We start from the raw sequence: 24,420 nt of genomic DNA, 5'->3' as shown, positions 1-24,420 counted from the left end.
CTCATTCGCCCGCTTCGGGCTTGCGGCGGCTGCGCGGCTTGGCCGCCGCCGGTTTTTCGCTGGCGGGCCGCGCCGGGGACGCGGCCCTCGGCTTGCGCGGCTTGGCGGCCGGCGCTTGCAGCAGGGCCGGGGTTTCCTTGGCTGCCTTGGCCCGACCGCGGGTCTTCTTCGGTGCCGCCGCGGCGGCTTCCGCTTCGGCCAGTTGCCGGGCCATGGCCCAGTGGCGTTCGGCCTGGCCGTCGGGGCAGCCCTCGGATTCCCAGATCTGGTAGGCGAACTCTCGTATGCGTTTTTCGTCGGCGCTCATGGGGTGTCCTCCTGGGCGAGGCGGTAAAGCAGGTTGACGGGAAAGTCGGCGAGCACTTCGGACAGGCTCAGGTGCCCGTCGCTGGGCAGCGGCATGGTGGAAAACAGGCCGCTGTAGGTGCATTCGGAGAGACTCGGCGGCAGCAGCAGGCAGGTGTCGCCCCAGGCCTCGGCCGGCACCTGCGGCTGCGTGGCGTGGCCGAGCAGGGCGCAGGCCAGGCGCGGGACCACCACCAGCAGGCAACCGTGACGACTGCGCCGGGCGAAGGCCAGGACCCGCTCGGCATGCTCGCCGCTGACCTCCAGGGGCAGGTAGTCGCCGTCGCGGAACAGGCCCGGCTGCATCCGCCGCAGCCCCAGCACGCGGGCGATCAGGGTCTGCTTGATGCGACCGTCGCGCCAGTGCTCCAGCAGTTCCGGGAAGGGCGTCGGCGCGGCCAGGGCGGCGGCGTGCCGGGCGAAGTCCACCGGCCGCCGGTTGTCCGGGTCGACCAGGCTGAAGTCCCAGTCCTCGCGCCCCTGGTAGAGATCGGGGATACCCGGGCAGGTCAGGCGCAGCAGGCATTGGGCGAGGCCATTCAGGGCCCCGGCCGGCATCAGTCGCGCCGCCGCGTTGCCCAGCGACTGGCGCAGGGCCTGGGCCAGTGGCGCGCGCAGGAGCTGTTCCAGATAGTCGGCGCAGGCGCGCTCGTAGTCTTCGTCGGGCGCGGTCCAGCGCGTGCGCAGCTTGGCTTCGCGCAAGGCCTTGCATTGCCATTCGCGCATCCGCGCGAGGAACGCTTGGTCCAGGGCGGCGCCGTCGCAAGGCGCGTCGAGCGGCCAACTGCCGAGCAGGGCCTGGAACAGGATCAGCTCGTCGCCGGGACTCGGCGCCGGCCCCTCGGCGAGGTCGCGGCGCAACGGCGTGGCCAGGCTTTGCCAGTGCTCGACGTTACGCGCGAACCAGGGCGCCAGTTCACTGAGCGCCGCAAGACGGGCGCGGGCGTCCTCGCCGCGCTTGTGGTCATGGCTGGCGGTGGCCAGCAGGGCGCGCGGGCTGGCCAGGCGCCTGGCTTCGCAGGCGGCATGGAATTCCTCGGCGGAAGCGGCGAAGCGCTGCGGGTCGAAGCCGACGTCGTTGCGCGAGAGCAGGGCCGCCGAGCGATAGCAGGCGGTATCCTCCACGGCCTTGGCTGCGGTCGGCGAACTCAACTGCTGGAAGCGCGCCAGCAACTCGCCGCGCAGGCGCCGCAGCGGACCGGGCGGCAGCTCGCGCAGCGGCTGCCCGCCGAGCCAGCGTTCGAGATGGTCGAGGACCGCCCGGTCGGCTTCGTCGAGATCCTCGCGGGCCGCCTCTGCGGCATAGCGGAACACCTCGCGATCCTGCACCGAGCGACCGCAGGCCCCGGCGTAGGTACGGTAGACCGGAAAGCGCGCGAGCAACTGGAACAGCGCGCGGCGGATACCGCCCAGGGTCAGGTCGCGGCTGGCCAGGTCGGCCCGCGCCACCCGCAAAAGACCCTGGGCGAGGTTCTCCAGGTCACCGGCGAGGCTTCCCGCCAGGACCAGTTGGCGAGCCTGGTAGACCTCGTCGAGAAACGCCTCCGGGCGTCCGCTGACCCGCTGCCAGAGTTCGCGCAACGGTCGTTCGCCGCGCGGATCGTGCTGCAACAGGCTGACCTGGTTCATGAAGTCGTAGCCGGTGGTGCCGTCGCACAGCCAATCCTCGGGCAGGCGCTCCTCGCCACCGAGGATCTTCTCAACGTACAGCAGCATCGGCGCGCCGCCGCGATGGGCGCGGATCCGCTCGCTGCGGCGGCGCAGGCGTCGGCAATAGCCGCGCGGATCGGCCAGGCCGTCGACGTGATCGATGCGCAGGCCATCGAGCAGACCGTCCTCGAGCAACTGGAAGACCTTGCCGTGCACGGCCTCGAACACCTCGCCGCGCTCGACCCGCAGGCCGACCAGTTCGCTGATGTCGAAGAAACGGCGCCAGTTGATGTCGTCCGCCGCGGTGCGCCAACTGGCCAGGCGGTAGTGCTGCGCCTCGAGCAGGCGGTGCAGGCGTTGGCGAGCCTCCTCGTGGCGTTCCTGGAGTTCGCCCAGCGTGCGCTGGAGGGCTGCGCGCGGAGCGCTCTCGGCGAGCGCAGCCGCCAGTTGACGCTGCATCTCGCGCAAGGCCTCGCGGTCCTGCCGGCACTCGCGGAAACCGCCGGCCAGGGCTGACAGGCGCGGCTCGCCGCTGTCTTCCAGCAGCTCCGGGTAGCTGCCCGGCCAGAGGGGGAAGCGCTGCTCGCCGTGGCTCGCCAGCAGGCGGCCGGCCTCGCGGTCCAGGCTCAGGCCGATCTCCCCGGCAGCCAGGACCTCGCCGTAGTCGCTGCGCAGGAACGGCAGCAGCACCTGGCCGCGCAACGCGGCGTCGTGGGATTCCCACTGGATGTCGAAGAAACTCGCGTAGGGACTCTCGCGCCCCCATTCGAGCACGTCCTGCCACCAGGGATTGGCGCCGCCGCCGATGCCCATGTGGTTCGGCACTATGTCCATGAGCAGGCCCATGCCGCGTTGCCGCAGCCCCTGGATCAGGCGCAGCAGCGCCGGCTCGCCGCCCAGTTCCGGATTGATCCGGGTCGGGTCGACCACGTCGTAGCCGTGGCTGGAGCCGGGCCGCGCGCGGAACAGCGGCGAGGCGTAGAGATGGCTGATGCCCAGGTCGGCGAAATAGTCCAGCCAGGGCAGGGCATCGTCGAGGGTGAAGCCGGCGTGGAATTGCAGGCGCAGGGTAGCGCGGGGCTCAATCATGGGCGGCCTCCTCGGCATCCCGGCGGCTGCGTTCGAGCAGGCGCAGGCGCCGGTCGACCTGCGGCGTTCCGAGCATCTGCGCGGCGTTTTCCGGCCAGCGCCGCCGCCAGTTCGGGTGGGCGTCGCCGGGGCCGGGCAGGTTCGGCTGCTCCAGGCTGCCCAGGGCGTCCTCCAGGGGCAGTAGCACCAACGGCGCGGGGGTTGCCCCGACATAGCCGATGCAGGCGTCCAGCGGTACTTCGGCGGCGGGGTCGGGATCGACCGGCGGTTCGAGGCTGGCGGCCAGGGCCCGGCGCTCCTCGGCGCGCAGTTCCAGGTCGGCCGCGCATTCCTCGGCGCTGCGGTGTCCGGCGCGGCCGCGCCAGTGGATGTCCCGGCCCCGCCACCAGCCGGACAGGCTCGGCAGGTCGTGGGTGCTGGTGGTGGCCATGGCGTCCGCCGGCCATTGCGCCGGGGGCACGAAGCGTTCGCCGCGCCGCTCGAAGAGCAGCACGCGGGTACCCAGCACTTGGCGGCGTGCCAGTTCCTCGCGCAGGCCTTCGGGCACGGTGCCGAGGTCCTCGCCGATGACCAGCGCCGAGGCGCGACTGGCCTCCAGCGCCAGCAGGCGCAGCAGCTCGCGTTGCGGGTAGCGCAGGTAGGCGCCGGCGTGGGGCGGCTGGCCGCGCGGGATCAGCCAGAGACGTTGCAGGCCCATCACATGGTCGATGCGTAGCCCTCCGGGCCAGGCCAGGTTGGCCCGCAGCATCTCGCGGAATGCCCGGTAGCCGTGGCGGCGCAGGCCTTCGGGATTGAACGCGGAAACGCCCCAGTCCTGTCCGGACTGGTTGAGGATGTCCGGCGGCGCGCCGACATTCACTTCGGCGAGCAGCTCTTCCTGCCGCGACCAGGCCTGGCTGCCGCCGCCATCGGCGCCCACCGCCAGGTCGGCGACCAGGCCGATGGCCATCCCGGCCTCGCGCGCCTGGCGCTGGGCATGTTGCAGGCAACGTTGGGTCAGCCACTGGCCGAAGGCACGGAAGTCCACTTCCTCGGCGTGATCGGCGCAGAACGCGGCCACCGCCGGCTCGCCGGGGCGGCGCAGCGGCTCCGGCCAGCGTCTCCAGTCGGGGCCGGCGCCCAGGTGCGCCTGCAGGGTCTCGAAGCGGCAGTGGTGCAGCAGGGCCTCGCCGGCTTCGCGGCGGAATTCGGCGAGGTCGTGGCGCAAGGGACTGGCGCGCTCGGTGAAGTCGCGGTGGAGTTGGCGCAGCAGGCGCATGCGCAGGTCCGCCGCCGCTGTCCAGTCGATCAGCTCCAGGCTCTCCAGGCGGGCCATCTCCGCGGCCAGGCCGGCGCGACGGATCGCCTGTTCCACCGCCGCCGCGCCGAGAATGGTCGCCGGCGCGGCGTGCAGGACATTGAAGAACAGCCGGCTGGACGGCGAGTAGGGGCTGTAGGCATGTCCGTTGGCCTCGGCCAGGGCGTGCAGCGGGCTGATCGCCAGCGCGTCGGCGCCATGCCGCGCGGCGCTGCGCAGCAGGTCCTCGAGGGCGGCGCTGTCGCCCAGGCCGCCGTCGCCGGGGCGGCGCAGGGCATAGACCTGGGCGGCCAGACCCCAGCGACGCGAGCGACCCGGGGCGAGGCTGGCCAGGGACGGACAGCTCGGCGGCGCCATCGCCACCGCCCATTCCCGCTGCTCCAGCGACAGCTGCGCATAGCCACTGCGGGCCTGCGCCGGCAGGCGGCCTTCGGCGTCCAGGCGCAGGGCGATCCGCGTGCCGTCCTCGTAGACCAGCTCGCCCGGGGTGCCGGCGGGGCCGAGCGCTTGCTCCAGCGGCTGGCCGCATTCGCCGACCAGCAGTCCGAGGTTGGCGCTGTCCTCGCGCAGCCGGGCCAGCGCGGCCAGGCTCTGTTCGATCTGTTGCGGACTCTGCGCCGGATAGCCGAGTGCTTCCAGCAGGCCGCGCTGGACCTCCGGGTCGACCCGCTGCGGCCGTCCGTTGGCGTCCTGCCAGTCGAGTTGCAGGCCCACGGCGGCGGCCAGTTCGGCCAGGCGTGCGTCACTCATGGGCGGGCTCCAGGCTGACCGCGATGCTGCGGGGACTTAGGCGGCCGCGGCGATACTCGGCACAGGCGAGGTTGTCGAGGAACAGCACCCAGGTGGCGGCCGCCGGCGGCTCGACTTCCGCTTCGAGCGGAGAAGGGTTGAAGTCGATTCGCCAGTCACTGCCGTCACCGAGTCGCCAGCGCGCCGACAGCGCGGCGCCGGCGATGGTGGTAACGCCCAGCGAACGGGCGCCGCGCAGGCGCGGGATCAGGTGTTCATGACGGATTTCCAGCAGTTGCCGGTAGAAGCCGCGCCAGGCCGGGTCGCAATCGGCCAGGCCGGGACGCGAGCGCTCGAAGGTCTCCACCGCGTTGGGGTCGGGGAGCGAAGCCAGGGTGGCGCCCTCGCCGAAGCGGCCGAACTCGCCGAACTCCTTGCGTCGTCCCTCGCGGACCGCGTCCGCCAGTTCGCCCTGGTGATCGGTGAAATACAGGAACGGTTCGCGCGCGGCGCATTCCTCGCCCATGAGCAGCAGCGGAATCATCGGCGCGAGCAGTTGCAGCGCTATCGCCAGGCGCAACGCCTGGGGTTCGGCGAGGACGCTGAGACGCTCGCCGAAGGCGCGGTTGCCGACCTGGTCGTGGTTTTGCAGAAACAGCACGAAGGCGTCCGGCGCCAGGTCGGCACTCGGTTCGCCGCGCGGCCGGCCGTGGCGGTTGGCTTCGCCCTGGTAGACGAAGCCTTCGGCCAGGCAGCGCGCCAGGCAGCGCAGCGGCTCGGGGTAGTCCTGGTAGTAGCCGTCGTTCTCGCCGGTGAGCAGGACGTGCAGCGCATGGTGGCCATCGTCGTTCCACTGTGCGTCGTAGCCCTGGCGCAGCAGGCTGGCGCGGTTGTCGTCGTTCTCCAGGACCAGGTGCACATGGCGCTCGGGGCCGGCGGCGCCGCGCAGGCGGCGGGCCATCTCGACGAGGAACGCGCTATCGGGAATCGCGTGCACGGCATCGAAGCGCAGGCCGTCGACGCGATAGTCGAGCAGCCACATCAGGGCGTTCTCATAGAAGAACTCGCGGACTTCGCCGCGACGGAAATCGATGGCCTGGCCCCAGGGCGTCTGCCGGTCGTCGCGGAAGAACGCGGCGGCGTACTGCGCGAGGTAGTTGCCGTCCGGGCCGAAGTGGTTGTAGATCACGTCGACGAAGACCATCAGGCCCATGCCGTGAGCGCTGTCGATCAGATGCTTGAGTTGCTCGGGCGTGCCGTAGGCCGACGCCGGGGCGAACGGCAGCACGCCGTCGTAGCCCCAGTTGCGGCGACCGGGAAACTCGCCCAGCGGCATCAGCTCCACGGCGGTCACGCCCAGTTCCACCAGGCGCGGAAGGAAGTGCTCGACCTCGGCGTAGGAGCCGAACAGGCCGACGTGCAGCTCGTAGATCACCGCTTCGTGCCAGGGCCGCCCGCGCCACTCGTCGACGCGCCAGGCGTAGGCGCCATGGTCCAGCACCTGGCTGTGTCCATGCACGCCGTCGGGCTGGAACTGCGAGGCCGGGTCCGGCACCCCGGGACGACCATCGATGCGGTAACGGTAGCGGGTGCCGGGCGGACAGGGCAGGGTCGCCTCGAACCAGCCGCTGTCGCTGCCTTCCAGCGGCCAGTCGCGGCCGTCGGCGGTCTCGACCCGGACCTCACGGGCGTCCGGAGCCCAGAGGCCGAAGCAGGTCCGGCCGTTGCCTTGGAACTGGGCGCCGAAGCGGCGCCGGATCGCCATCACTGGCGTACCCCGCGCAGGGCCGGAGCGGTATTCCTCAACAGGCGCCGGTACAGGCGGTTGTAAGGCTCCACCGAGTCGCTCCAGAACATCGGCGCGGCCATCGCCTTGCAGCGCATGGCGTTGAGCAGCGAGGGACAGTGGTAGACGTTGATCGCGCGCATCACCGCATCGAGGTAGCTCTGCGCGGTTTCCTCACGGAACAGGAAGCCGGTGACCCCGTCGACGATGGTATCGGCGAGGCCGCCGGTGCAGCGCGCGATCGGCAGCGAGCCGAAGCATTGCGCATAGAGCTGACTGAGCCCGCAGGGCTCATAACGCGAGGGCATGAGCAGGAAGTCGCTGCCGGCGTAGATACGGCGGGCCTCGGTCTCGTCGAAACCGATGTGCACGCCGACCTGGCCGGGATGACGCCGGGCGAGTTCGAGCATGGCCTTCTCCAGGTTCGGCTCGCCACGGCCGATGCTGACCAGACGGCCGCCGGCCTGGAGCAGGGCATCGCTGATCTCCAGGGTCAGGTCGATGCCTTTCTGCTGCACCAGGCGCGAGACCACCGCGAACAGCGGCCCCTTGCCCGGCTCCAGGCCGAAACGCTCCTCCACGTAGCGCGTGTTGGCGCGCTTGCCGGCCCATTGGCGGGCGCTGAAGCAGGCCACCAGGTGCGGATCGCAGTGCGGCTGCCAGCTATCGTCGATACCGTTGACGATGCCGCTGAGCTGACGCTTCTCGACCTTGTACTTGAGGATGCCGTGCAGGCCGCAGCCGTATTCCGGGGTAGTGATTTCCTGGGCGTAGGTCTCGCTCACCGTGGTGATGTGGTGGGCATGGGCGATGCCGGCCTTGAGGAACGACAGGCGCCCGTGGAACTCCATGCTTTCGTGGCTCAGCGCTTCGTCGGGGAGGCCCAGTTCGGCGCTGCATTGCAGGTCGCAGAGGCCCTGGTAGGCGAGGTTGTGGATGGTAAACAGGCTCGGCGTGCGCACGCCGTTCCAGGCCATGTAGGCCGGCGTCAGCGCCGACGGCCAGTCGTTGGCGTGCACCAGGCCCGGTTGCCAGCCCTGGGCGCCGCGTCCGCCGGCGATCTCGGCGGCGGCCAGGCACAGGCGGGCGAAGCGCAGGTGGTTGTCCGGCCAGTCGTTGCCCTGGTCGTCCATGTACGGCGTACCCTCGCGCTCGTAGAGCAGCGGGCAGAGCACCAGCATGACTTCCAGGCCGTCGTCGAGGGTCACCAGGCCGATCTCGCAGGGCGGGATCGCCGCCCGGCCGGGCAGGCTGCCGATGATCCGCAAGTCGCGGCAGCGCTCCAGCACCTGGCGATAGCCGGGCAGCAGGACTCGCACCGAATGCTCGCGCTTGAGGACCCTCGGCAGCGCGGCGGAAAAGTCGCCGAGTCCGCCGACCTTGACGAAATCGCTGAGCTCGGCGGTAACGAAGAGTATCCGATCCCTCTGTTGCGGCGGGTCCTGCGGGTGCAGCAGCGACGGAAAAGCGGTCAGTACCGCGGGTTCTTCCAGGCAAACGCCTGCAACAGAATGTCCCATGTCATCCTCCGGTCGTACGTTGTCCTTGGCGTTGGTCGGTCGGACTCCGTCGCGCCGTGGCATGGGCGAAGTCCTTGCTAGGGGTGACCGGAGGGGAGCGCCGGAAGTTTAGTTTTTTTTACCGGCGGCTCGGCTTGCGAGAAGCCGCGCCAGGGGGTTGCAGGCGAGACGACGGGCGCAACGGGTTGCCGAATGCAAGGCTCGGCAGGGGCTTTCTTGCAAATTGCAAATATCAATTCGCCGCTTTGTTTTTCAACCTATTGATTTATAAGAAATTAATTTTCAAGAAGAATTGGTACGCCTTCTGCTCGAAAGGGATGCGCCTGATTACCGGCGTCAAAGAATCTGATGAGACAGGAGGCCAGCAATGCTAGATACCGATGAAAACGTGGTTGAGTACCTGGAAGAGCATTTCAAGGATGTGCGCGTCAGTTGCGAACCTCGCCCTGACGGCGCGTTGCTGGTGACCTTGCGTAATAACCAGGGCAAGCGCCTGATGAGCCGGGCGATCTCCGGCCAGGAGCAGAGCAGCCCGCTGTTGCTGAACCAGGTGCTGGAACGCATCCGCCGGGACCTGATCATCGACCAGGGGCCGTTGCAGACGCGCGACAGCGACTATTTCCGCAAGCGCATCGACCTGCTCACGTTCCGCGACAGCGACAACCAGCATCTCACTCATCGCAAGGTCCTGGTCGCCGGCGGCAAGCTGCGTACCATGAGCCTGGCTCGCTGAGCAGGCTGTTTCAGCTCCGGGTCGGTCAGTCGCCGACCCGGCCTTCCGACGCATGGTCCGAACCAAATCCGTCTTCGCCCCCTCCATCTAGAAGTCATCCCTACGATGGAGGCGGACATGCGTTTTCCCACTTCTGCATCATCGGGCGCGACAGCGACCACTCCACGCAACCCCTCGAGGGATCCGGACGAATATCCGGTTCCTGACCACGAAAGCCACGTCCCCCAGGAATTCCCGGAAGAGATTCCGATGGAACAGCCCAACGAAGAGCCCCTCTCGCCCATACCGGAGCCCTGAATGCCCGGTTTCCATCCAGGAGGAGCGGAACATGAGCGCAGACCCTCGGCAGAGACTGGTGGTGGCCCATAGTGTCGATCCCGCGGCCGCCGAACACGAAGTGCAGGGCAACCTGGCCCTGGCGCGCTGGCTGGCGGAAGTCCAGAAGCTGGAGTTCGGCGGCCGCTACGAACCCGAATTGCACCAGCGAGGCCCCCTCTACCTGGTCCCGACCCGCACCCTGGTCGGCAGGGAGACCGCCGTGCGCCTGGGCGTGAACAGTGACGAAGATCTGCTCGGCGGTTTCGTCGAGCACGCGTTCATCGCCGGCAAGGCCATCGTCCATCCGCTGCCGCGCGGCGGCGTGGCGCCGGAAGGCTGGAACCCGCTGTTCGCGGAGAAGGTCCGCGACGTCGTGCTCAACGGCGTCAGCGTCTTCAGCCTGGCCGACGCACACCGCGCCGGCGCTCGCATGCTCGCCGAAGGACCGGTGCGGGCCAAGCTGGCGGAGGCCTGTGGCGGCCTCGGCCAGTACGTGGCGCACGACCTCGACGAACTGGACGCTTGGCTCGGCGGGCTGGAGGAGCGTCAGTTGGCGCAGGGCCTGGTACTGGAAGCCAACCTGGAGAGCATCGTCACCCACAGCGTCGGCCAGCTCCGGGTCAACGGTTTCCTGCTGAGCTACCACGGTCACCAGCACCAGACCCGCAACGCGCGCGGCGAACTGGTCTATGCCGGCTCCGACCTGCTGGTGGCGCGCGGTGGCTACGCCGAGCTGCTGGCCCTGGACCTGGCCCGCGAGGTGCGCCAGGCCATCGAGTACGCGCGGATCTTCGACACCGCCGCGGCGATCTTCTTCCCCGGCTGCTTCGCCTCGCGGCGCAACTACGACATTGCCCAGGGCCGGGATGGCAACGGTCGGGAGCGCTTCGGCGTGCTCGAGCAGTCCTGGCGGGTCGGCGGCGCGAGCAGCGCCGAGATCGCCGCGCTGGAAGCCTTCCGCGCCGATCCGGGGCTGCCCGCGGTGCGCGCCGCGTCGTTCGAGATCCACGAAGACAAGCGCCTGCCGGACAACAGCCGGGTGATCTACCGCGGTCCCGACGAACACGGCGACTTCCTGCTCAAGTATGCGATGACGGGGGAGGCATGACGGCGAACAGCGAACGCATCCGCATCGGGGTCGGCGACGACCGGATCGAAGGCACCTTCCTCAGCCCCCGGGCGAAGGTTCCCGGCGTGCTCTTCGTGCACGGCTGGGGCGGCAGCCAGCAGCGCGACCTGAAGCGCGCCCAGGGCATCGCCGGGCTCGGCTGCGTGTGCCTGACCTTCGACCTGCGCGGCCACGGCGCGGAAAGCGGGCGCCAGGCGCTGGTGACGCGCGAGGACAACCTGCAGGACCTGCTCGCCGCCTACGACCGGCTGGTGGCCCACCCGGCCATTGACAGCGAGGCGATCGCGGTGGTCGGCACCAGCTATGGCGGCTACCTGGCGGCGATCCTCAGCCAGTTGCGCGCGGTGCGCTGGCTGGCCTTGCGGGTGCCGGCGATCTACCGCGACGAGGATTGGCTGACGCCCAAGCTGCTGCTCGACCGCGAGGATCTCAGCGAATACCGCAGCAGCCTGATCCCGGCCGCCAGCAACCGAGCCCTGCAGGCCTGCGCGGGATTCCGCGGCGATGTGCTGCTGGTGGAGTCGGAGTTCGACAGCTATGTGCCGCACTCGACCATCATGAGTTTCCGCGCCGCCTTCCAGCAGACCCATTCGCTGACCCACCGGATCATCGACCACGCCGACCATGCGCTCAGCAGCGAGGCGGCGCAGGACGCCTATACCTCGATCCTGGTGGACTGGATCACCGAGATGGTGGTCGGCGAACGTCTCAGCATCACCCCGGCCTACGCCACCATCCATCCGGCTTTCTGAACGCTCCGCGACGGCGAGCCTCCCACCTTCCGTGGGTGCTGGTTGCTGCCCACGTTCCGTGCCGGCAGGCGCCGGCGCCGACAGATGCGAGAAATCCCGGACAGCTCCGGGCCAAGGAGAGCGAAATGAACCAGACCAACCTCGACGACACCCTCGACGTACTCAACGACCTGCTGCAAACCAGCAAGGATGGCGAGGCCGGTTTCCACGCCTGCGCCGAGGACCTGCGCGACCCGCAGTTGAAGGCGGCGATGCTGGAGCAGAGCCGCGACTGCGCCGCGGCCGCCGACGAGCTGGAGCGGATCGTCCTGGAACTGGGTGGCAAACCCAAGGACAGCACCAGTTTCGCCGGTGACCTGCATCGGCGCTGGGTCGACCTGAAGTCACTGGTCACCGGCAAGGACGAAGAGGCGGTGCTCAACGAATGCGAGCGCGGCGAGGATGTCGCCAAGCACCGCTACCAGGCGGCGCTGGAAAAATCGCTGCCGGCGGAGATCCACCAGGTGATCGAGCGCCAATACCAGGGCGTACTCCGTCACCACGACCGGGTCCGAGCCCTGCGCGACGCCCGCGCCTGAGCCGACCCCGCGAGGAGGAGCGCGCCATGAGCCAGTCCCTGGCTTTCCTGCTCATCGGCCTGGCCACGCTGGTGGGTTTCTACGACCTGTGGGCCTTCGTCAGCGTGTTCCGCAGCGATCGCAGCGTGAATTCGAAAGCCCTGTGGTCGTTGCTGATCGCGGTGCTGCCGGTGCTCGGCGTGCTGATCTGGGCGGTCGCCGGCCCGCGTGCGGCGACCGCCCGTCCTCGCGACTGAACTCGGCGGAGGAACGCGCGCTCAGCCAGAGAGAGTGCCGGAGCACTCGGATAACAAACCGATGAGGAGCGACCATGAACGCCATCGAATTGCTGGTCCATGACCACGAGACCGTGAAGAAACTGCTCAACGAACTCAGCGAGACCACCGAACGGGCGCTGAAGAAGCGCAGCGAGCTGCTGGGCAGGCTGGAGCTGGAACTGGTGCTGCACACCGCCATCGAGGAAGACATCTTCTATCCGGCGATCAGGGAAAGCGGCGGCAAGGAAGAGCTGAAAATGTACTACGAGGCCAAGGAGGAACACCGCACGGTGGATTCCCTGGTCCTTCCCGACCTCAAGCGCACCCGCCCGGATACCGTGCAGTTCGCCGGCCGGGTCAAGGTGCTCAAGGAACTCCTCGAACACCACATCGAGGAGGAAGAGGGCGAACTATTCCCACGCGCCCGGCAATTGCTCGACGCCGCCGCCCTCAAGCAACTCGGCCAGGCCATGCAGCAGCACAAGAAAGAGCTGAAAGCGCGCCTGGAAAAACGGGCGGCCTGAGGCATGCGCGAAGAAGACCGCGCCTTGCTCGAGGAACTCCTGCTGGCACGTGGCCCCGGTGGCCAGGAAGACGAGGTCAGGGCCATCTGCCAGCGGGAACTCGAGGGCTGTTGCGACGAGGTCGGCAGCGATGCCGCCGGCAACCTGGTCGCGCGCATCAGCCCGCCGCACCTGCCGCGCGAGCAGGCGCGGCGGGCCGCGGTGCGGCTGCTCGCGCACCTCGACGAGATCGCCATGATCGTCAAGCGCGTCGAGGCCGACGGTACCCTGCGCGTAGTGGCGCTCGGCGGCGCCCAGCCGGTGAGCTTCGGCGTCTGTCCGGTACAGATCCTGGCCGGCGAGGCGGTACTCGACGGCGTGCTGTCCTACGGCAGCATGCATGCTACCGGCGAGTCGCCGCAGGGCTCCGACGTGCTCTCGGGCGCGGTGCACTGGCGCGACGTACACGTGGTCACCCGGCGCAGCGCCGAGGAGCTGGCGAACCTGGGCGTGCGACCGGGTACCCGCGTGGTGCTCAACCGTCTGTGGCGGCGCCCGTTGTACTTCCAGGATTGCGTCGCCGCGCACTTCCTCGACGACCGCGCACCGCTGCTCGCAGTACTCGGCGTGGCTCGCGAGATCGCCCGGCGCCGCGATGAGTTGCACGGCGACCTCTACCTGGTGCTCACCACCATGGAGGAGGAGAGTAACGCCGGCGCGCTGTTCGCCGCGCGCCGACTGCCGGGCGACATCAGCATCGCGGTGGAAGTCGGCCCAACGGTAGCCGAATACGGCACCCGGCTGTGCCGCGACCCGATCGTCAACAGCGGCGACTCCAAGGGTTATTACAGCCGCCATGTCACCGACCGCCTGTTGCGCGCCGCCGAACGCTGCCAGTACCAGCCGCAGGCGGCGCTGCTGGTGGACTTCGCCTCGGACGCCAGCGCGCTGCTGAGCCACGGCGAGGCCGCGCAGGTCGGCTGCATTGGCATTCCGACCGAGAACACCCACGGTTTCGAGATCGTCCTGGAAGAGGGCATCGAGGCTTGCCGGCGGACGCTGGTCGAGTTCCTCGTGCAACCGCCGGACGACGAAGCCTGACCGATAACCGAAGCAAGGAGAATTCCATGAACGAATACCTGCCGACTTCGACGGCCAATGGCCTGCCGCACAACCTGCAGCGCGGCGAGCGACTCGCTTCCATCGGCGCCGGACTGGTCCTGGCCGGCTTCGGCCTGGCCCGCGGTGGCTTGCCCGGCGCCTGCAAGGCGGTCGCCGGCGGCCTGCTGGTCAGCCGCGGGTTGAGTGGGCATTGCCATGTCAAGGGCCTGCTCAATGAACCGCGAGAAGAGTTGCAGTTGCTGCGCGAAGAGGTGCAGCACCTGACCCGCCGCCTGCAGCGCCTGCAGGAGCGCCAGCGCGACGACTCGCGGCAGGACGCTGCGCTGGACGCCGAACTGCCGCCGAACCTGCCGTGATAGCCATGGGCCCTGCGCCTGGCGCAGGGCCCATCGAAGAGAGGAGGGCGAGACGATGGCCAGCCATCTGTTCCTGATCAGCTACATCCTCGACGACCAGCCGATGACCTGCGAATTGCACAGCGAGGCGGATACCCTCAGCCGCGAGGAGGCCCGCCGCCACTTGGAGGCACTGCATCGACCGCACGACGCCGAGGCGATCAGCGATATCCAGGTCAGCAAGGTGGAGCGTACCCATGAACCGGGCACCACGCCGGGACACTACCAGCAGCCCTGACGGCGGGAGGGGGAAAAAGAAGGGGGAGGGGCTCAGCCGGTGCCGGTCTGGAGTTCCGCCTCGAACTCGCCGAAGCGCCTGATTTCCTCGCGCAGGTTGAGGATGAAGGCGCTGAGGTCGCTGAAGCTGCTGCTCTTCAGGAAGTCGCTGTTGGGCACGATGTAGAGCGCGCCGTGGGGGCCGTCGACGCGGCAACTGATGGTCACCGTGAAGTCGGGGTTCAGTTGGCACTGGCAGTCGTGGTCGCGCAGTTCCTCCTCGAGGATCTTCTTCAGGTACAGGTAGGAAAGGTTCATCTGGTCAGGTCTCCCCAGTTCGCGAAGCGCAAGAAAAAGATCCACTCCGTCCCTGGAGCGGGATTAGCCTGAATCAGAGAGAAACCGTCGATACGTACAACGGTAGGGATAACTATAGGCGCCGCGCCGATGAAATACCGGCCACATCCAGAATCTGCGGGATAAGCTGTATCCCGCATGAGGCGCGGGATGCAGAATGCAAGAAGTCGTGCAGAACGCTCATGTCGGAGTGCGATCATGACGGGCGAAAAGCCCGTTCGGCGCTCCTTATGGGCATTCGAAAGAGCCTTTCGCCCATATGGTTATATGGATTTTCTCGATATTTCCTCTAGGAACCTCGCCGGCTCGTTGGCGAAGAAGCCGATCTTTTTTGCCGGGTTTCCCGCATCGCCCGCCGCAATCCCCTTGCCACCCCGTAGCCAAGCAGGCAGCCGAGCAGGGTAGCGCCGACCTGCAAGACCAACCCCAGGGCATTGGCCAGGCTCGGCGAGCGTGCGAGTACGCCGGCTTCGGGCCAGAACGCCAGCCATACCGCGACGAAGGCGAGCACCAGGTCGTACCAGGCGCCGCTGACCCCGCCCGGGCGGTAGCCGCGAACGAAAACGATGAAGGCGCTGAAGGCCAGGGCCAGCAGCAGGGTGCCGAAGGCCTGGCTGAGGGTATCGGGTCCGGACATGGCGGGTTCTCCTCAGGGCGCCAGGCGCAGGCACTGGCGCTTGTGCAGGCCGAGACGGACTTCGTCGAGCAGCGCTTCGGCGCAGGCGAACACCCTGGCGGCCTCCACTTCCGCGACGTCGCCGGCGCGGCTGAAATCGTCGATGCGCAGGCCGGCGGGCAGGCTCGGGACCTCCACCAGCGTCCAGTCCAGGCCGCTGACCGTGAGGCTGCGCTCGAGCCCGGCACCCAATTGCTCCTCGCCGGCATCGCGCGGCGCCACCAGCCATTGCCAATGGCCAAGCAGGAACAGGCGCGGTACCTCGGCGCGCAGGGCGCCATCGATCAGCGCGGCGCAGATCGGCGGCAAGGCTTCGGCGGCGTAGTCGGACAACGGCGCGAACAGCAGGTCGAGACCGGCCGCCGCCTGGCTGACCTCGATCGACGACGCCAGGCTGGCTGGCTTGCAGCGCAGCCCGGGGCGCGCCTGCAGGCTGTTGAGGTCGGCTTGCAAGGCGCTGACTTCGATCTGCCGCTGCAAGGCGGCGGCGATCAGCGCCTGGCTCAGGCTGTCGTGGGGATGGAATATCCCCAGCTTCAGGGTTGCGGTTTCCAGATTGCGCATGGGAACTCCGGGGTCGCTGCGGTGGAAAGGAGATGTCCCTACCTGCATATCGAAAGCCATACTCCGGACAAGGTTCCGGCGAATGGAATTCGCCGGCCGCGCCGGGGTCTTCCGAAAGGTCGGCCAAGTTCCTGGGGCGAGCCAGCGAGCGGCCGGAAGACGTTCTTCGTACTACCTTGCTGGGTGTGCCTTGCAGCCCGGGTCGAGCAGCCGACGAGTGAACACGTCCATGAAAACCACAAGAAAACCGAAAGTCCCCTTGAACCAGGCCACGCGCAACCGCCTGCTCGACGAAGCGGTCGACGACTACGCGATCCACACCCTGGACAGCGCTGGCCGTATCGCCAGCTGGAGCGCCGGCGCGGCGCGCCTGTTCGGCCACGACGCGAGCGAGATCCTCGGCCGCGACTACGCCTGCTTTCATACCCGCAAGGACCGCGACGCCGGCGTTCCGCAACAGGCGCTGCGCCAGGCGGATGCCGAGGGCCGCTTCGAGACCGAGGGCTGGCGGGTGCGCAGCAACGGCAAGCGCTTCTGGGCGCAGGTGGTGATCGACGCCATCCGCGACAGCCAGGGCCAGTTGCTCGGCTTCGCCCAGCTGATCCACGACCTCAGCGAAGGGCGCGCGGCCAAGGAGGCGCTGCGGCGCAGCCAGGAGCAGTTCCGCCTGCTGGTGCAGAGCGTTACCGACTACGCCATCTACATGCTCGACCACCGCGGGCGGATCACCAACTGGAACCTCGGCGCCCAGCGGATCAAGGGCTACCTGCCGGAAGAGGTGATCGGCCGGCACTTCTCCTGCTTCTACACCCCCGAAGACCGCGAGGCCGGCGAGCCGGCCCGCGGCCTGGCCGCCGCCGAACGCGAAGGGCGTTTCGAGAAGGAAGGCTGGCGGGTGCGCAAGGACGGCAGTCGCTTCTGGGCCAACGTGGTGATCGATCCGATCCGCGACAGCGATGGCCGGCTGATCGGCTTCGCCAAGGTAACCCGTGACATCACCCACCGGATCGAAGCCGAACGCGAACTGGAACGGGCCCGCCAGGAGCTGTTCCAGGCCCAGAAGATGGAGTCCCTGGGGCACCTGACCGGCGGCGTGGCCCACGACTTCAACAACCTGCTGACGGTAATCATCGGCAGCCTCGGGCTGCTGAAGAAACGCCTGCCCGGCGACCAGCGCACCGCCGACCTCTTGCAGAACGCCCTGGAGGCCGCCCAGCGCGGCGCCAACCTGACCCAGCGGATGCTTTCCTTCGCCCGCAAGCAACGTCTCGATCCGCAGCCCTGCGCGATCCCCGACCTGTTGCGCGGGATGACCGACCTGCTGATCCATTCCCTGGGACCGAGCGTATCGATCGAGACGCGCTTTCCCCTGGATCTCGACCTCGGCCTGACCGACGCCAACCAGCTCGAACTGTCCATCATCAACCTTGCCACCAACGCCCGCGACGCCATGCCCAACGGCGGGCGCATCGTCTTTTCCGCGAGCAACCAGCGGGTGCCGGCGGACAATCCCCATCGCCTCGCACCGGGCAACTATATCTGCCTGAGCATCAGCGACACCGGCAGCGGCATGGACGAGGAAACCCTGCGCCGTGCGGTGGAACCCTTCTACACCACCAAGGGAATTGGGCGTGGCACCGGGCTGGGCCTGTCGATCGTCGACGGCCTCGCCGAGCAGCTCGGCGGCCGGCTCACCCTGGAGAGCCAGCCGGGCGTCGGCACCACCGCGAACATCTGGATACCCGCCGTCCCGCGAACCCCGGAAAGCGCCCGTACGGGCAATGGCGCGACGCCGCAGGCGCCCAGCGAAAGCGAGCGGGTGCGCTTGTCCTGTCGAGTACTGGTGGTGGACGACGACCCGCTGGTGTTGAACAACACCGCGGCGATGCTGGAGGACCTCGGTTGCTCGGTACTCAAGGCCGACTCCGGCAGCCTGGCCCTGGAGATTCTCACGGCGACGCCGGAGCTGGACATCCTCCTGACCGACCAGGCGATGCCACGGATGAACGGCAGCCAGTTGGTGGAGCGGGTCATGGCCCAGGGCCGGCCGCTGAAGATGGCCCTGGCCACCGGCTTCGCGGAAAAGATCGAAGGCGCGGCGGCACAGTTGCCCAAGCTGGCCAAGCCGTTCGGCCAGGAAGAGTTGTACCTGTTCCTGACCGGCACGCTGAAGGCCGGCTGAGCCTCAGCGCAGGTACTCGCCGCTGCCGGCCAGGCTTTGCCCCCAGAACTCGATGAAGATGAAGGCGGTGGTCAGCAGGGTCAGGAAGCCGACGCCGAGGATGCAGAAGGCGTAGAACAATGTCTGCCGCTCCTGCATGCGCATGAACAGCGGCAGGCCGGTGAACAGCAGGCGTACCGAGTAGGCGCAGGCAGCCGCCGCGGCCAGCAGCAGGAGGATCCGCCAGGGCACCAGGGCGACGATCCCGGCGAGCATCAAGGGCACGGCGATCGCCGTGGTGAAGGTCAGGCTGCCCGGTACGCTGGGGCGCGACGGCGTGCGGAACAGCACCCAGCGTACGAATAAGCCCATGATCACCACGCCGGCGACGAAGCCCAGGTAACACATCGTCGCCAGCAGCAGGGCGCTGCCGCTGGAGAGGTGTTGCACGCTGTCGTTGCCCGGCAGCGACCAGCCGACCTGGGTAGTACCGATGAACAGGCAGGCCGCCGGCAGCAGCGGCAATAGCAACAGCGGAACGAGGAAGGCGAAAGGGTGATGGTCGTAGTCCTGGCGCAGACGAGGCCAGGCATTGGTGGGACTGATCAGTAGCCGAGCCATTTCGCGGGTCATGACGGGCACCTCTTTTCTGTGGCGTTCAGGAGTCTGGACCGGCCCCGCGCGAGGGGGTTCAGGTGGCGTGCCGGGCGGTCCGCGACCGCCCATCCAGGGCCTTGAACCGGAAGACGCGGGGAGCGCCGAAAGACAAACGTCCCTGTCTTCCGGAGGAGCCATGACCACCTACGAAATCCAGCACATGCGCGGCTGGCGGCGTTTCGCCCGCACCGTGCGCGCCGCCAGCCGGGCCGAGGCGGAACGCCTGTGCCTGCCCTGGGAGTGGGTGGATGACGAGGTCCTCGCGGTGATTCCGGCCGAGGCCGAGGTGGCCGAGCGCTGGCAGCGCCTGAACGAGGATCTGGTGGAAGGCCTGGAGCGCCTCAGGCGGGACGAGTGACCCGCAGGCCGACCACGGCGATCCGCTCGGCTTCGCGGTAGGCGGGGCTGTCCAACTCTTCGGCGAACACGTCCGGGTCCAGTTCCTGGTAGTCCCAGTCCCACTCCCGAGACGCCAGGCGTTCGCGGATGCGGGCGAGGAACGGATCGCCGCCTTCGACCATCGCCACCCCGGTATACAACAGCAGGCTGCCGCCGGCTTCCAGGCGCTCGAGGGCGGCATCGACGATTGCCAGCGAGAGCCCGGCGCCGAGCATCCCGCCACCATGCCGGTAGGCGCGCTCCGAGGCATCCAGGAGATAGGGCGGGTTGGCCACGATCAGGTCGAAGCGACCGGGCGCCTGGCTCAGCAGGTCGCTACGCGCCAGGGTCAGGTTACCGACCCCCGCCAGCGCCGCGTTGACCCGCGCCAGGTCGAGCGCCGCCGGATTGATATCCAGCCCGTGTACTTCGGCGTCCGGGCAGGCCATGGCGATGCGGATCGCGCCGGGGCCGGCGCCGCAGCCGATATCCGCCGCACGGCGGATGCGTGCCGGATCGGACGATGCCAGGTGGCTGCGGATCAGCCGGTCGAAGCGGTAGGTGTCGGGGCCGAAGAACACCGCGTCGGCGGCCAGGGTAGGGAAGGCCGAATGGACGAACAGTTGCTCGCCGAGGCTGGAGACGCGCACCTGGCTGCGCCAGCCGTCCGCCTCGCGGCGGATCAGGTCGGCGCCGGCAAGAAGGGTCAGCCAGTCGGCCGGCAGGCTTTCCCCGGCGAATGCCCGGCTCCAGCCGAAGATGCCGGCCAGGTCCCGGGCCATGCGGTTTTCCGGGCGGGCGTTGACGCGCTCATGGGTAGCCGGGGTGACGGTGACGAAACGGTAGTCCTGGCCTCGCAACCAGTTGCCGAGGCTGACCAGGACGTCCAGGCGCGGATCATGCAGGCTGGGCATGGGCGGCCCTCCAGCGCTGGCTGAACATCCGCGTGGCAAGGAGACCGGCGGGCCCGTGGTGGAGGTGCGGGGCCATCAGTTCGAGAAGGCGTGCGACGCCCTGCTCGGGGGATAGCCGCAGCAGCTCGCGCCGCAGCGCGACCTGCTCGGCGTCCACGTCTCCGCCCGCCGTCGCCGGCTCCGCCAGCGGCGCAAGCGGGTCCCTGTCCGCCGGAGCGGGTGCTTGCCAGTCGCCAGCGATCCAGTCGTACAGCAACTGCTGCTCGTAGGGAGTGAAGACTCCGAACATTGCCGCCCGGTCGCCCTCGATCAGGTTCCAGAAGCGGCTGCCGCGCGGATCGGCATGGCGCCGGATCCAGCCCTCTTCCTCCAGGCAGGCGAGAAACGCCGGGAACCGCCCGGGCACCGCCAGCCACTGGTTCACCGTGCGCCCGCCGATCCGGCAACGATCCGAATGCATAGCGGCGGCGTAGGGGCGCTTGCGCTCGAACATGGCCAGCAATTCTTCCTCGAGATCGAAGCCGTCGATTACCTGCGTAGTGCTCAGGCCGACCTCGTTCAGGCGGTAGCCGTTCCTCACCCGTTCGAGGAAGGCCGCGCGCCCGCCAAGCTGCGGCAGGTTGTCGTAGAGCGCGCGCAGGGCCTTGCGCGCATGTCCGCTGGCGGCGTTGTCGATGGTCACGTGCAACTGGAAGTAGTAGGGGTCGAAGCCCAGCTCGCGCAGCTCCTGAGTGGTGATCAACAGGTGCAGCGGCGGTTGCTCGTAGCCGAGGTTGTAGCCGATCACTTCGGGCAGGTAGTCCGCGGCGAGGTGGCCGAGGGCGAGTTGCTGGGTGCCCTGCAGGTAGTGGAGGTCGCTGAGGCCTTCGACTTCCTCGCTGCCGATGCTGGCCAGCAGGCGCCGGTAGAGCAGGACGTGGTTGCGTGCCGGGACGCCGTCGCCGAGTTCTTCGAGGAAGGTCTCCAGCAGCGGCCGCAGGCGTTCCTCGCCATGATGCGGCAACAGCCCATAGAGCCAGGCGCCGTCGACCAGCTTGGTCGGGGCCACGCTGCGAATGAAGTGCATCGCCTGGGAGGGAACCTGGAAGTAGCGTCGCCCTTCGCCGCGCCGACGTGCCCGGAGGTATTCGGCATGCGCCTCGGCGGTGCGCCGGGCCCCGGCGTCGAGCCAGGCCGGCCAATCGGCGGGGTCCTCCGGCAGGTCGTCGTCATGGGTGGCGGCCAGGCTCAATTGCTGGTCGAGGAACTCGCCGGCGGCTTCGAGGTGCTCGCGGGGCTCGTCGAGCAGGGCGTGGTACAGGTCGCGGACCCTGGGCGAAGGGCTTGCACTGGAGGCAGGGAGGGGCGAAGACAGGCTCATGTCGCGTTCCTTGTCGTGGGTTTGCGGGGGCGGCCGGGGCGACCACACATATGGGTGCGAGTGACACCAGGGGAAAAAGGTTTCACTGGCAGGATCGGCGGCGCGCCGGGGAACCTCACGGCGGAAAAAACGAACCTCGACGGCACTCCGGCGTCTTCCCGAGACAATCCCCGGGAGCTGCGCCGATGACCCACGACCTGGCCGCCAGCGGCCTTCGCTTCGGCATCGAGGAAGAATTCTTCCTGCTCGATGCCTCCGACCTGGACATCGTCCGCTCCGCCCCCGCCGGATTCGTCGCGGCCTGCCGTGACACGCTCGGCGAGCATTTCGCCGAGGAGATGTTCGAATGCCAGGTCGAGGTGGCCAGCCCGGTGTTCTCCACCCTGGCCGAGGCCGCGCGCTTCCACGGTCAGGCCCGGCAACGCCTGGCGCATCTGGCCATGGACTTCGGCCTGCGCTCGCTCTGCGTCGGCACCCATCCCTTCGCCGACTGGCGGCGGGCGCGAAGCAACCCGGCGGCGCACTTCGCCCGCCTGTTCGAGGACCAGGGGCGGGTGGCCCGGCGCAGCCTGGTCTGCGGCCTGCACGTGCATGTGGAGATACCGCCGAGCCACGACCGTATGGCTGTGCTCCAGCGCGTGTTGCCGTGGCTGCCGCTGCTGCTGGCGTTGAGCGCATCCTCGCCGTTCCGCAGCGGCCGGCGCAGCGGCCTGGCGAGCTATCGACGGGCACTCTGCGGCGAGTGGCCGAGGATGAACATTCCTCCTGCCTTGCCCGACGAGGACGCCTATCGCCGCCACCTGGCGCTGCTGCGCGAGACCGGCTGCATCCGCGAGGATGGCCAGGTCTGGTGGATGATCCGGCCGTCATCCCATGTGCCGACCCTGGAGCTGCGTATCTGCGACGCCTGCCCGCGCCTGGCCGACGCGCTGAGCCTGGCCGGGCTGTTCAGGGCGCTGGTGGGCGAAGCGCTGGGCGCGGAGCCGCGTGCGTTGCCGGTCGCGCGCGACGCCTGCCTGGAGGAAAACTACTGGCAGGCGCTGCGTTACGGTTGCGCCGGCCGCTATCTCGTCGAAGGCCGCTGCGTAGGTGCCGGGGACTGGCTGGAAATGGCCTGGCGACAGTGCCGGCCGCAGGCCCGCCAGGGCAACGAATGGGCCTACCAGCATGCCTGCGGGTTACTCGAAGAGACCTCCGCCGCCCGCCAGTTGCGGCGTTACCGGAAGTTGCGCGAAGCGGGCCAGGAGCGCCATCCGGCACTGCGCCGGCTGGTGGAGGAGCTGCTGGAGGAAAATCTCCAGCCGGCCTTGGCCGGCTAGCGCGCCGTTCATCATTCCCTTCATCCTCGGCTACACCGCCTGCAGCTACTACGTATTTCGCGGCAAGAGCGCCGATGCCGGCTATCACTGAGCCGGGCCGCTCAGGAACAGGCGCGCCCGATCCGCGGCGTACGGCGGGCACCGGCGAGGAGCAGGGCGAACTCGTCGTGAAGGACTTCGCTCATCCGGCGTACCGCCTCGTCACTGGCCAGGAGATCGAGGGCGACTCCTGGAATGGTGATGTTTTCTTGCGGATTGACATGGCTGCTGAATTGCAAGGTGACTTCATGGGTATCGCTGATGGAAACCAGGCAGTCGTAGCCAGCCAGGTAATTTCGGAAACTGTTGGCAATCATGCGGGGCGTAGTCATGGCTGATACTCCAGGGTGGATCGTTACTCTGACCTTAGCCGCGACGATACCGGCGAGCGAAACATGCAACGATCGACGGGCGCCTCTTCCAGGCAGGCGAAACGAAACGGCAAAGGCCTCGCTTTCTCCATCGCGAACCGACGATTTCGACGGAATTGCCGAAACGCGGGTGAGGCCAGGAAATCTTCTTTCCAAGGAGACGCGCCTACGGACACGCGAGACCCTCGTCGCTCCTCGAACCACCGGCTTGCTGCGCCCGATGGCGGCTTTCGTCGCCCTCGAAGCGCGCCGGCTCAGTCGCGGCGTTCCGACGGCACCAGATTGCCGTGGCCGTGTCCGCTCTCCCGGCGCGGCCGGGCGCCGAAGCGCTGCCAGACACGCTCGTGGAAATAGAACGCCACGGTGTTGCAACTGGGTTCGATCAGCGCGATCAGGCCGCCGGTCAGCACCGAGCCGGTCAGCGTGTAGGCCACGCCGAAGGCGATGCTGAAGTGCAGTATGGCGAAAGTCAGGGTCTTGAGCAGGGGCGCCTGCGGGTCCGATCGCCCGCAGCACGCCCCGATCACCCTTGGGTTCATCGCTTGGCCTCGGTGTCCGGCTGAGAGTCGCGGGCAAGGAAGGCCTGGGTGAGTTCCGGCAGATGGTCGCGCAACCAGTCCGCCATGGCTTGTTCCTGGGGCAGGATGCGTTCCAGCGCGGCAAGGGTTTCGGCGTCGCCGACCTCGCGGGCGGCGGCGATCAGCACGGTGTAGGCGGCGATCTCCATGTTTTCGAACACATAGCCGCTCATGGCGCCCTTGACCACTTCGTCGCTGACTGTCATGCCAGCCACCGCCTGGCCGAAGGCCATCAGCTTGGCGCCGATGTCCTTCAGCGTCGACGGACTGCTGTCCAGGCGCTTCAGACACTCCTCGAGCAGACGCTGCTGGCCATGGGTTTCCTCGATGTGCTGTTCGATCCGCGTCTTCAGTTGCGGATAGTGTTCCAGCCGCGCGGCTTGCGCTTTCAGCATCTGCTCGGCCTGTTGCTCCATGGCGTGGGCATCGCGCAGCCAGTCCAGCAGGTTTTCCTGTTTGCTCGTCATCGCGGTTCTCCTCGGTGTGTATGTGTCTGCTCAGAGGTGGCCGCCGGGCGCAGCGTTCAGTTTCTTTTCCGACCGGTAGCAGTCAGCGCAGCGGCGCCGTTGCGCCAGGCGAGACGCGTTGGGGAAAAGTTCTGAACCATCGCCCGCTGCGGGATTCCGA

At 68.4% G+C, this 24,420-nt stretch carries 26 protein-coding genes and 1 pseudogene; 13 read left to right on the top strand and 14 right to left on the bottom strand.

Annotated elements, in window-relative coordinates:
* Position 1: 1 nt before the first annotated feature.
* The 5 genes from LJF27_RS23625 to glgA are packed head-to-tail and all read right to left on the bottom strand — an operon-like array spanning position 2 to position 8,416.
* The gene (locus tag LJF27_RS23625; RefSeq protein ID WP_003113653.1) at positions 2-307 is read right to left on the bottom strand and encodes a DUF2934 domain-containing protein; all 306 of its coding nucleotides are present in this window, start codon (positions 305-307) and stop codon (positions 2-4) included.
* Positions 304-3,084 carry a malto-oligosyltrehalose synthase gene (locus LJF27_RS23620; protein ID WP_003158703.1) on the bottom strand — a complete coding sequence of 927 codons (2,781 nt, stop codon included), beginning with the start codon at positions 3,082-3,084 and terminating at the stop codon, positions 304-306. Before LJF27_RS23620 ends, LJF27_RS23625 begins: the two co-directional genes overlap by 4 nt.
* On the bottom strand, positions 3,077-5,131 hold the full coding sequence (gene malQ, locus LJF27_RS23615) for a 4-alpha-glucanotransferase (RefSeq protein WP_003113656.1): 2,055 nt from the start codon (positions 5,129-5,131) through the stop codon (positions 3,077-3,079). The genes LJF27_RS23620 and malQ overlap by 8 nt, the downstream gene beginning before the upstream one ends.
* A complete protein-coding gene (gene treZ / locus LJF27_RS23610) occupies positions 5,124-6,875 on the bottom strand; it encodes a malto-oligosyltrehalose trehalohydrolase (RefSeq protein ID WP_023116566.1) in 1,752 nt (583 codons plus the stop codon). Before treZ ends, malQ begins: the two co-directional genes overlap by 8 nt.
* Positions 6,875-8,416, bottom strand: a complete 1,542-nt coding sequence (gene glgA, locus LJF27_RS23605) for a glycogen synthase GlgA (RefSeq protein WP_003115521.1) — start codon at positions 8,414-8,416, stop codon at positions 6,875-6,877. Before glgA ends, treZ begins: the two co-directional genes overlap by 1 nt.
* A 367-nt stretch (positions 8,417-8,783) precedes the next feature.
* On the opposite strand from glgA, the gene LJF27_RS23600 reads away from it, so the two are divergent.
* The 9 genes from LJF27_RS23600 (at position 8,784) to LJF27_RS23560 (ending at position 14,441) form a co-directional block, all read left to right on the top strand.
* Positions 8,784-9,149, top strand: coding sequence for a DUF3509 domain-containing protein (locus tag LJF27_RS23600; RefSeq protein WP_003113659.1), 366 nt, complete (start codon positions 8,784-8,786; stop codon positions 9,147-9,149).
* 328 nt (positions 9,150-9,477) lie between these two features.
* On the top strand, positions 9,478-10,575 hold the full coding sequence (locus LJF27_RS23595) for a DUF3182 family protein (RefSeq protein WP_003088961.1): 1,098 nt from the start codon (positions 9,478-9,480) through the stop codon (positions 10,573-10,575).
* Positions 10,572-11,348, top strand: a complete 777-nt coding sequence (locus LJF27_RS23590; RefSeq protein WP_003113660.1) for an alpha/beta hydrolase family protein — start codon at positions 10,572-10,574, stop codon at positions 11,346-11,348. Before LJF27_RS23595 ends, LJF27_RS23590 begins: the two co-directional genes overlap by 4 nt.
* A gap of 125 nt (positions 11,349-11,473) precedes the next feature.
* Positions 11,474-11,926 carry a PA2169 family four-helix-bundle protein gene (locus LJF27_RS23585; RefSeq protein ID WP_003113661.1) on the top strand — a complete coding sequence of 151 codons (453 nt, stop codon included), beginning with the start codon at positions 11,474-11,476 and terminating at the stop codon, positions 11,924-11,926.
* A 26-nt stretch (positions 11,927-11,952) separates the two neighbouring features.
* Positions 11,953-12,162 (top strand): PLD nuclease N-terminal domain-containing protein, encoded by a 210-nt coding sequence (locus tag LJF27_RS23580; protein WP_003113662.1) that lies wholly within the window; start codon positions 11,953-11,955, stop codon positions 12,160-12,162.
* Positions 12,163-12,236: 74 nt separating this feature from the next.
* The gene (locus LJF27_RS23575; protein ID WP_003113663.1) at positions 12,237-12,707 is read left to right on the top strand and encodes a hemerythrin domain-containing protein; all 471 of its coding nucleotides are present in this window, start codon (positions 12,237-12,239) and stop codon (positions 12,705-12,707) included.
* 3 nt (positions 12,708-12,710) lie between these two features.
* A complete protein-coding gene (locus LJF27_RS23570) occupies positions 12,711-13,787 on the top strand; it encodes a M42 family metallopeptidase (protein ID WP_003088971.1) in 1,077 nt (358 codons plus the stop codon).
* A gap of 26 nt (positions 13,788-13,813) precedes the next feature.
* Positions 13,814-14,164: a YgaP family membrane protein gene (locus LJF27_RS23565; protein ID WP_003088973.1), complete on the top strand. Its 351-nt coding sequence runs from the start codon at positions 13,814-13,816 to the stop codon at positions 14,162-14,164.
* 55 nt (positions 14,165-14,219) lie between these two features.
* Entirely contained in the window at positions 14,220-14,441 is a 222-nt protein-coding gene (locus LJF27_RS23560; RefSeq protein WP_003113664.1) for a hypothetical protein, read from the top strand.
* A 32-nt stretch (positions 14,442-14,473) separates the two neighbouring features.
* Here LJF27_RS23560 and LJF27_RS23555 read toward each other — a convergent pair whose 3' ends face one another.
* The 3 genes from LJF27_RS23555 to LJF27_RS23545 all read right to left on the bottom strand — a co-directional run bounded on the left by LJF27_RS23555 (position 14,474) and on the right by LJF27_RS23545 (position 16,016).
* Positions 14,474-14,782 (bottom strand): hypothetical protein, encoded by a 309-nt coding sequence (locus tag LJF27_RS23555; protein WP_003144276.1) that lies wholly within the window; start codon positions 14,780-14,782, stop codon positions 14,474-14,476.
* Positions 14,783-15,065: 283 nt separating this feature from the next.
* Positions 15,066-15,413 carry a hypothetical protein gene (locus tag LJF27_RS23550; RefSeq protein ID WP_003088982.1) on the bottom strand — a complete coding sequence of 116 codons (348 nt, stop codon included), beginning with the start codon at positions 15,411-15,413 and terminating at the stop codon, positions 15,066-15,068.
* Between the two features lie 12 nt (positions 15,414-15,425).
* Positions 15,426-16,016 carry a hypothetical protein gene (locus LJF27_RS23545; protein WP_003088985.1) on the bottom strand — a complete coding sequence of 197 codons (591 nt, stop codon included), beginning with the start codon at positions 16,014-16,016 and terminating at the stop codon, positions 15,426-15,428.
* Between the two features lie 229 nt (positions 16,017-16,245).
* Between LJF27_RS23545 and LJF27_RS23540 the strand changes: the two genes are divergently transcribed.
* On the top strand, positions 16,246-18,198 hold the full coding sequence (locus LJF27_RS23540; protein ID WP_010794153.1) for a hybrid sensor histidine kinase/response regulator: 1,953 nt from the start codon (positions 16,246-16,248) through the stop codon (positions 18,196-18,198).
* Between the two features lie 3 nt (positions 18,199-18,201).
* On the opposite strand, the gene LJF27_RS23535 is transcribed toward LJF27_RS23540, so the two are convergent.
* Positions 18,202-18,810: a Yip1 family protein gene (locus LJF27_RS23535; protein WP_003116977.1), complete on the bottom strand. Its 609-nt coding sequence runs from the start codon at positions 18,808-18,810 to the stop codon at positions 18,202-18,204.
* Positions 18,811-18,970: 160 nt separating this feature from the next.
* On the opposite strand from LJF27_RS23535, the gene LJF27_RS23530 reads away from it, so the two are divergent.
* Positions 18,971-19,192 carry a hypothetical protein gene (locus LJF27_RS23530; protein ID WP_019726163.1) on the top strand — a complete coding sequence of 74 codons (222 nt, stop codon included), beginning with the start codon at positions 18,971-18,973 and terminating at the stop codon, positions 19,190-19,192.
* On the opposite strand, the gene LJF27_RS23525 is transcribed toward LJF27_RS23530, so the two are convergent.
* Together LJF27_RS23525 and LJF27_RS23520 are read right to left on the bottom strand one after the other, a co-directional pair.
* A complete protein-coding gene (locus LJF27_RS23525) occupies positions 19,176-20,126 on the bottom strand; it encodes a methyltransferase (RefSeq protein ID WP_003144272.1) in 951 nt (316 codons plus the stop codon). The two genes, LJF27_RS23530 and LJF27_RS23525, sit on opposite strands and share 17 nt — an antisense overlap.
* Positions 20,110-21,486, bottom strand: coding sequence for an iron-containing redox enzyme family protein (locus tag LJF27_RS23520; protein ID WP_023116565.1), 1,377 nt, complete (start codon positions 21,484-21,486; stop codon positions 20,110-20,112). The genes LJF27_RS23525 and LJF27_RS23520 overlap by 17 nt, the downstream gene beginning before the upstream one ends.
* 185 nt (positions 21,487-21,671) lie before the next feature.
* On the opposite strand from LJF27_RS23520, the gene LJF27_RS23515 reads away from it, so the two are divergent.
* Positions 21,672-22,805 carry a carboxylate-amine ligase gene (locus LJF27_RS23515; protein ID WP_023116564.1) on the top strand — a complete coding sequence of 378 codons (1,134 nt, stop codon included), beginning with the start codon at positions 21,672-21,674 and terminating at the stop codon, positions 22,803-22,805.
* Positions 22,795-22,896 (top strand): annotated as a pseudogene (locus tag LJF27_RS23510) (hypothetical protein); the annotation flags it as partial. The gene LJF27_RS23515 and the pseudogene LJF27_RS23510, both read left to right, overlap by 11 nt.
* A gap of 10 nt (positions 22,897-22,906) precedes the next feature.
* Here LJF27_RS23510 and LJF27_RS23505 read toward each other — a convergent pair.
* From LJF27_RS23505 to LJF27_RS23495, 3 genes are all read right to left on the bottom strand, one after another.
* Positions 22,907-23,176, bottom strand: a complete 270-nt coding sequence (locus LJF27_RS23505; RefSeq protein ID WP_003116974.1) for a hypothetical protein — start codon at positions 23,174-23,176, stop codon at positions 22,907-22,909.
* Between the two features lie 293 nt (positions 23,177-23,469).
* Positions 23,470-23,754, bottom strand: a complete 285-nt coding sequence (locus LJF27_RS23500) for a DUF2061 domain-containing protein (RefSeq protein ID WP_003115518.1) — start codon at positions 23,752-23,754, stop codon at positions 23,470-23,472.
* A complete protein-coding gene (locus tag LJF27_RS23495) occupies positions 23,751-24,260 on the bottom strand; it encodes a ferritin-like domain-containing protein (protein WP_003113674.1) in 510 nt (169 codons plus the stop codon). The genes LJF27_RS23500 and LJF27_RS23495 overlap by 4 nt, the downstream gene beginning before the upstream one ends.
* Positions 24,261-24,420 lie beyond the last annotated feature (160 nt).

Source organism: Pseudomonas sp. 203-8 (assembly GCF_020708595.1).
Classification (GTDB): domain Bacteria; phylum Pseudomonadota; class Gammaproteobacteria; order Pseudomonadales; family Pseudomonadaceae; genus Pseudomonas; species Pseudomonas aeruginosa.
This window is presented reverse-complemented; position numbering and strand designations above follow the sequence as displayed.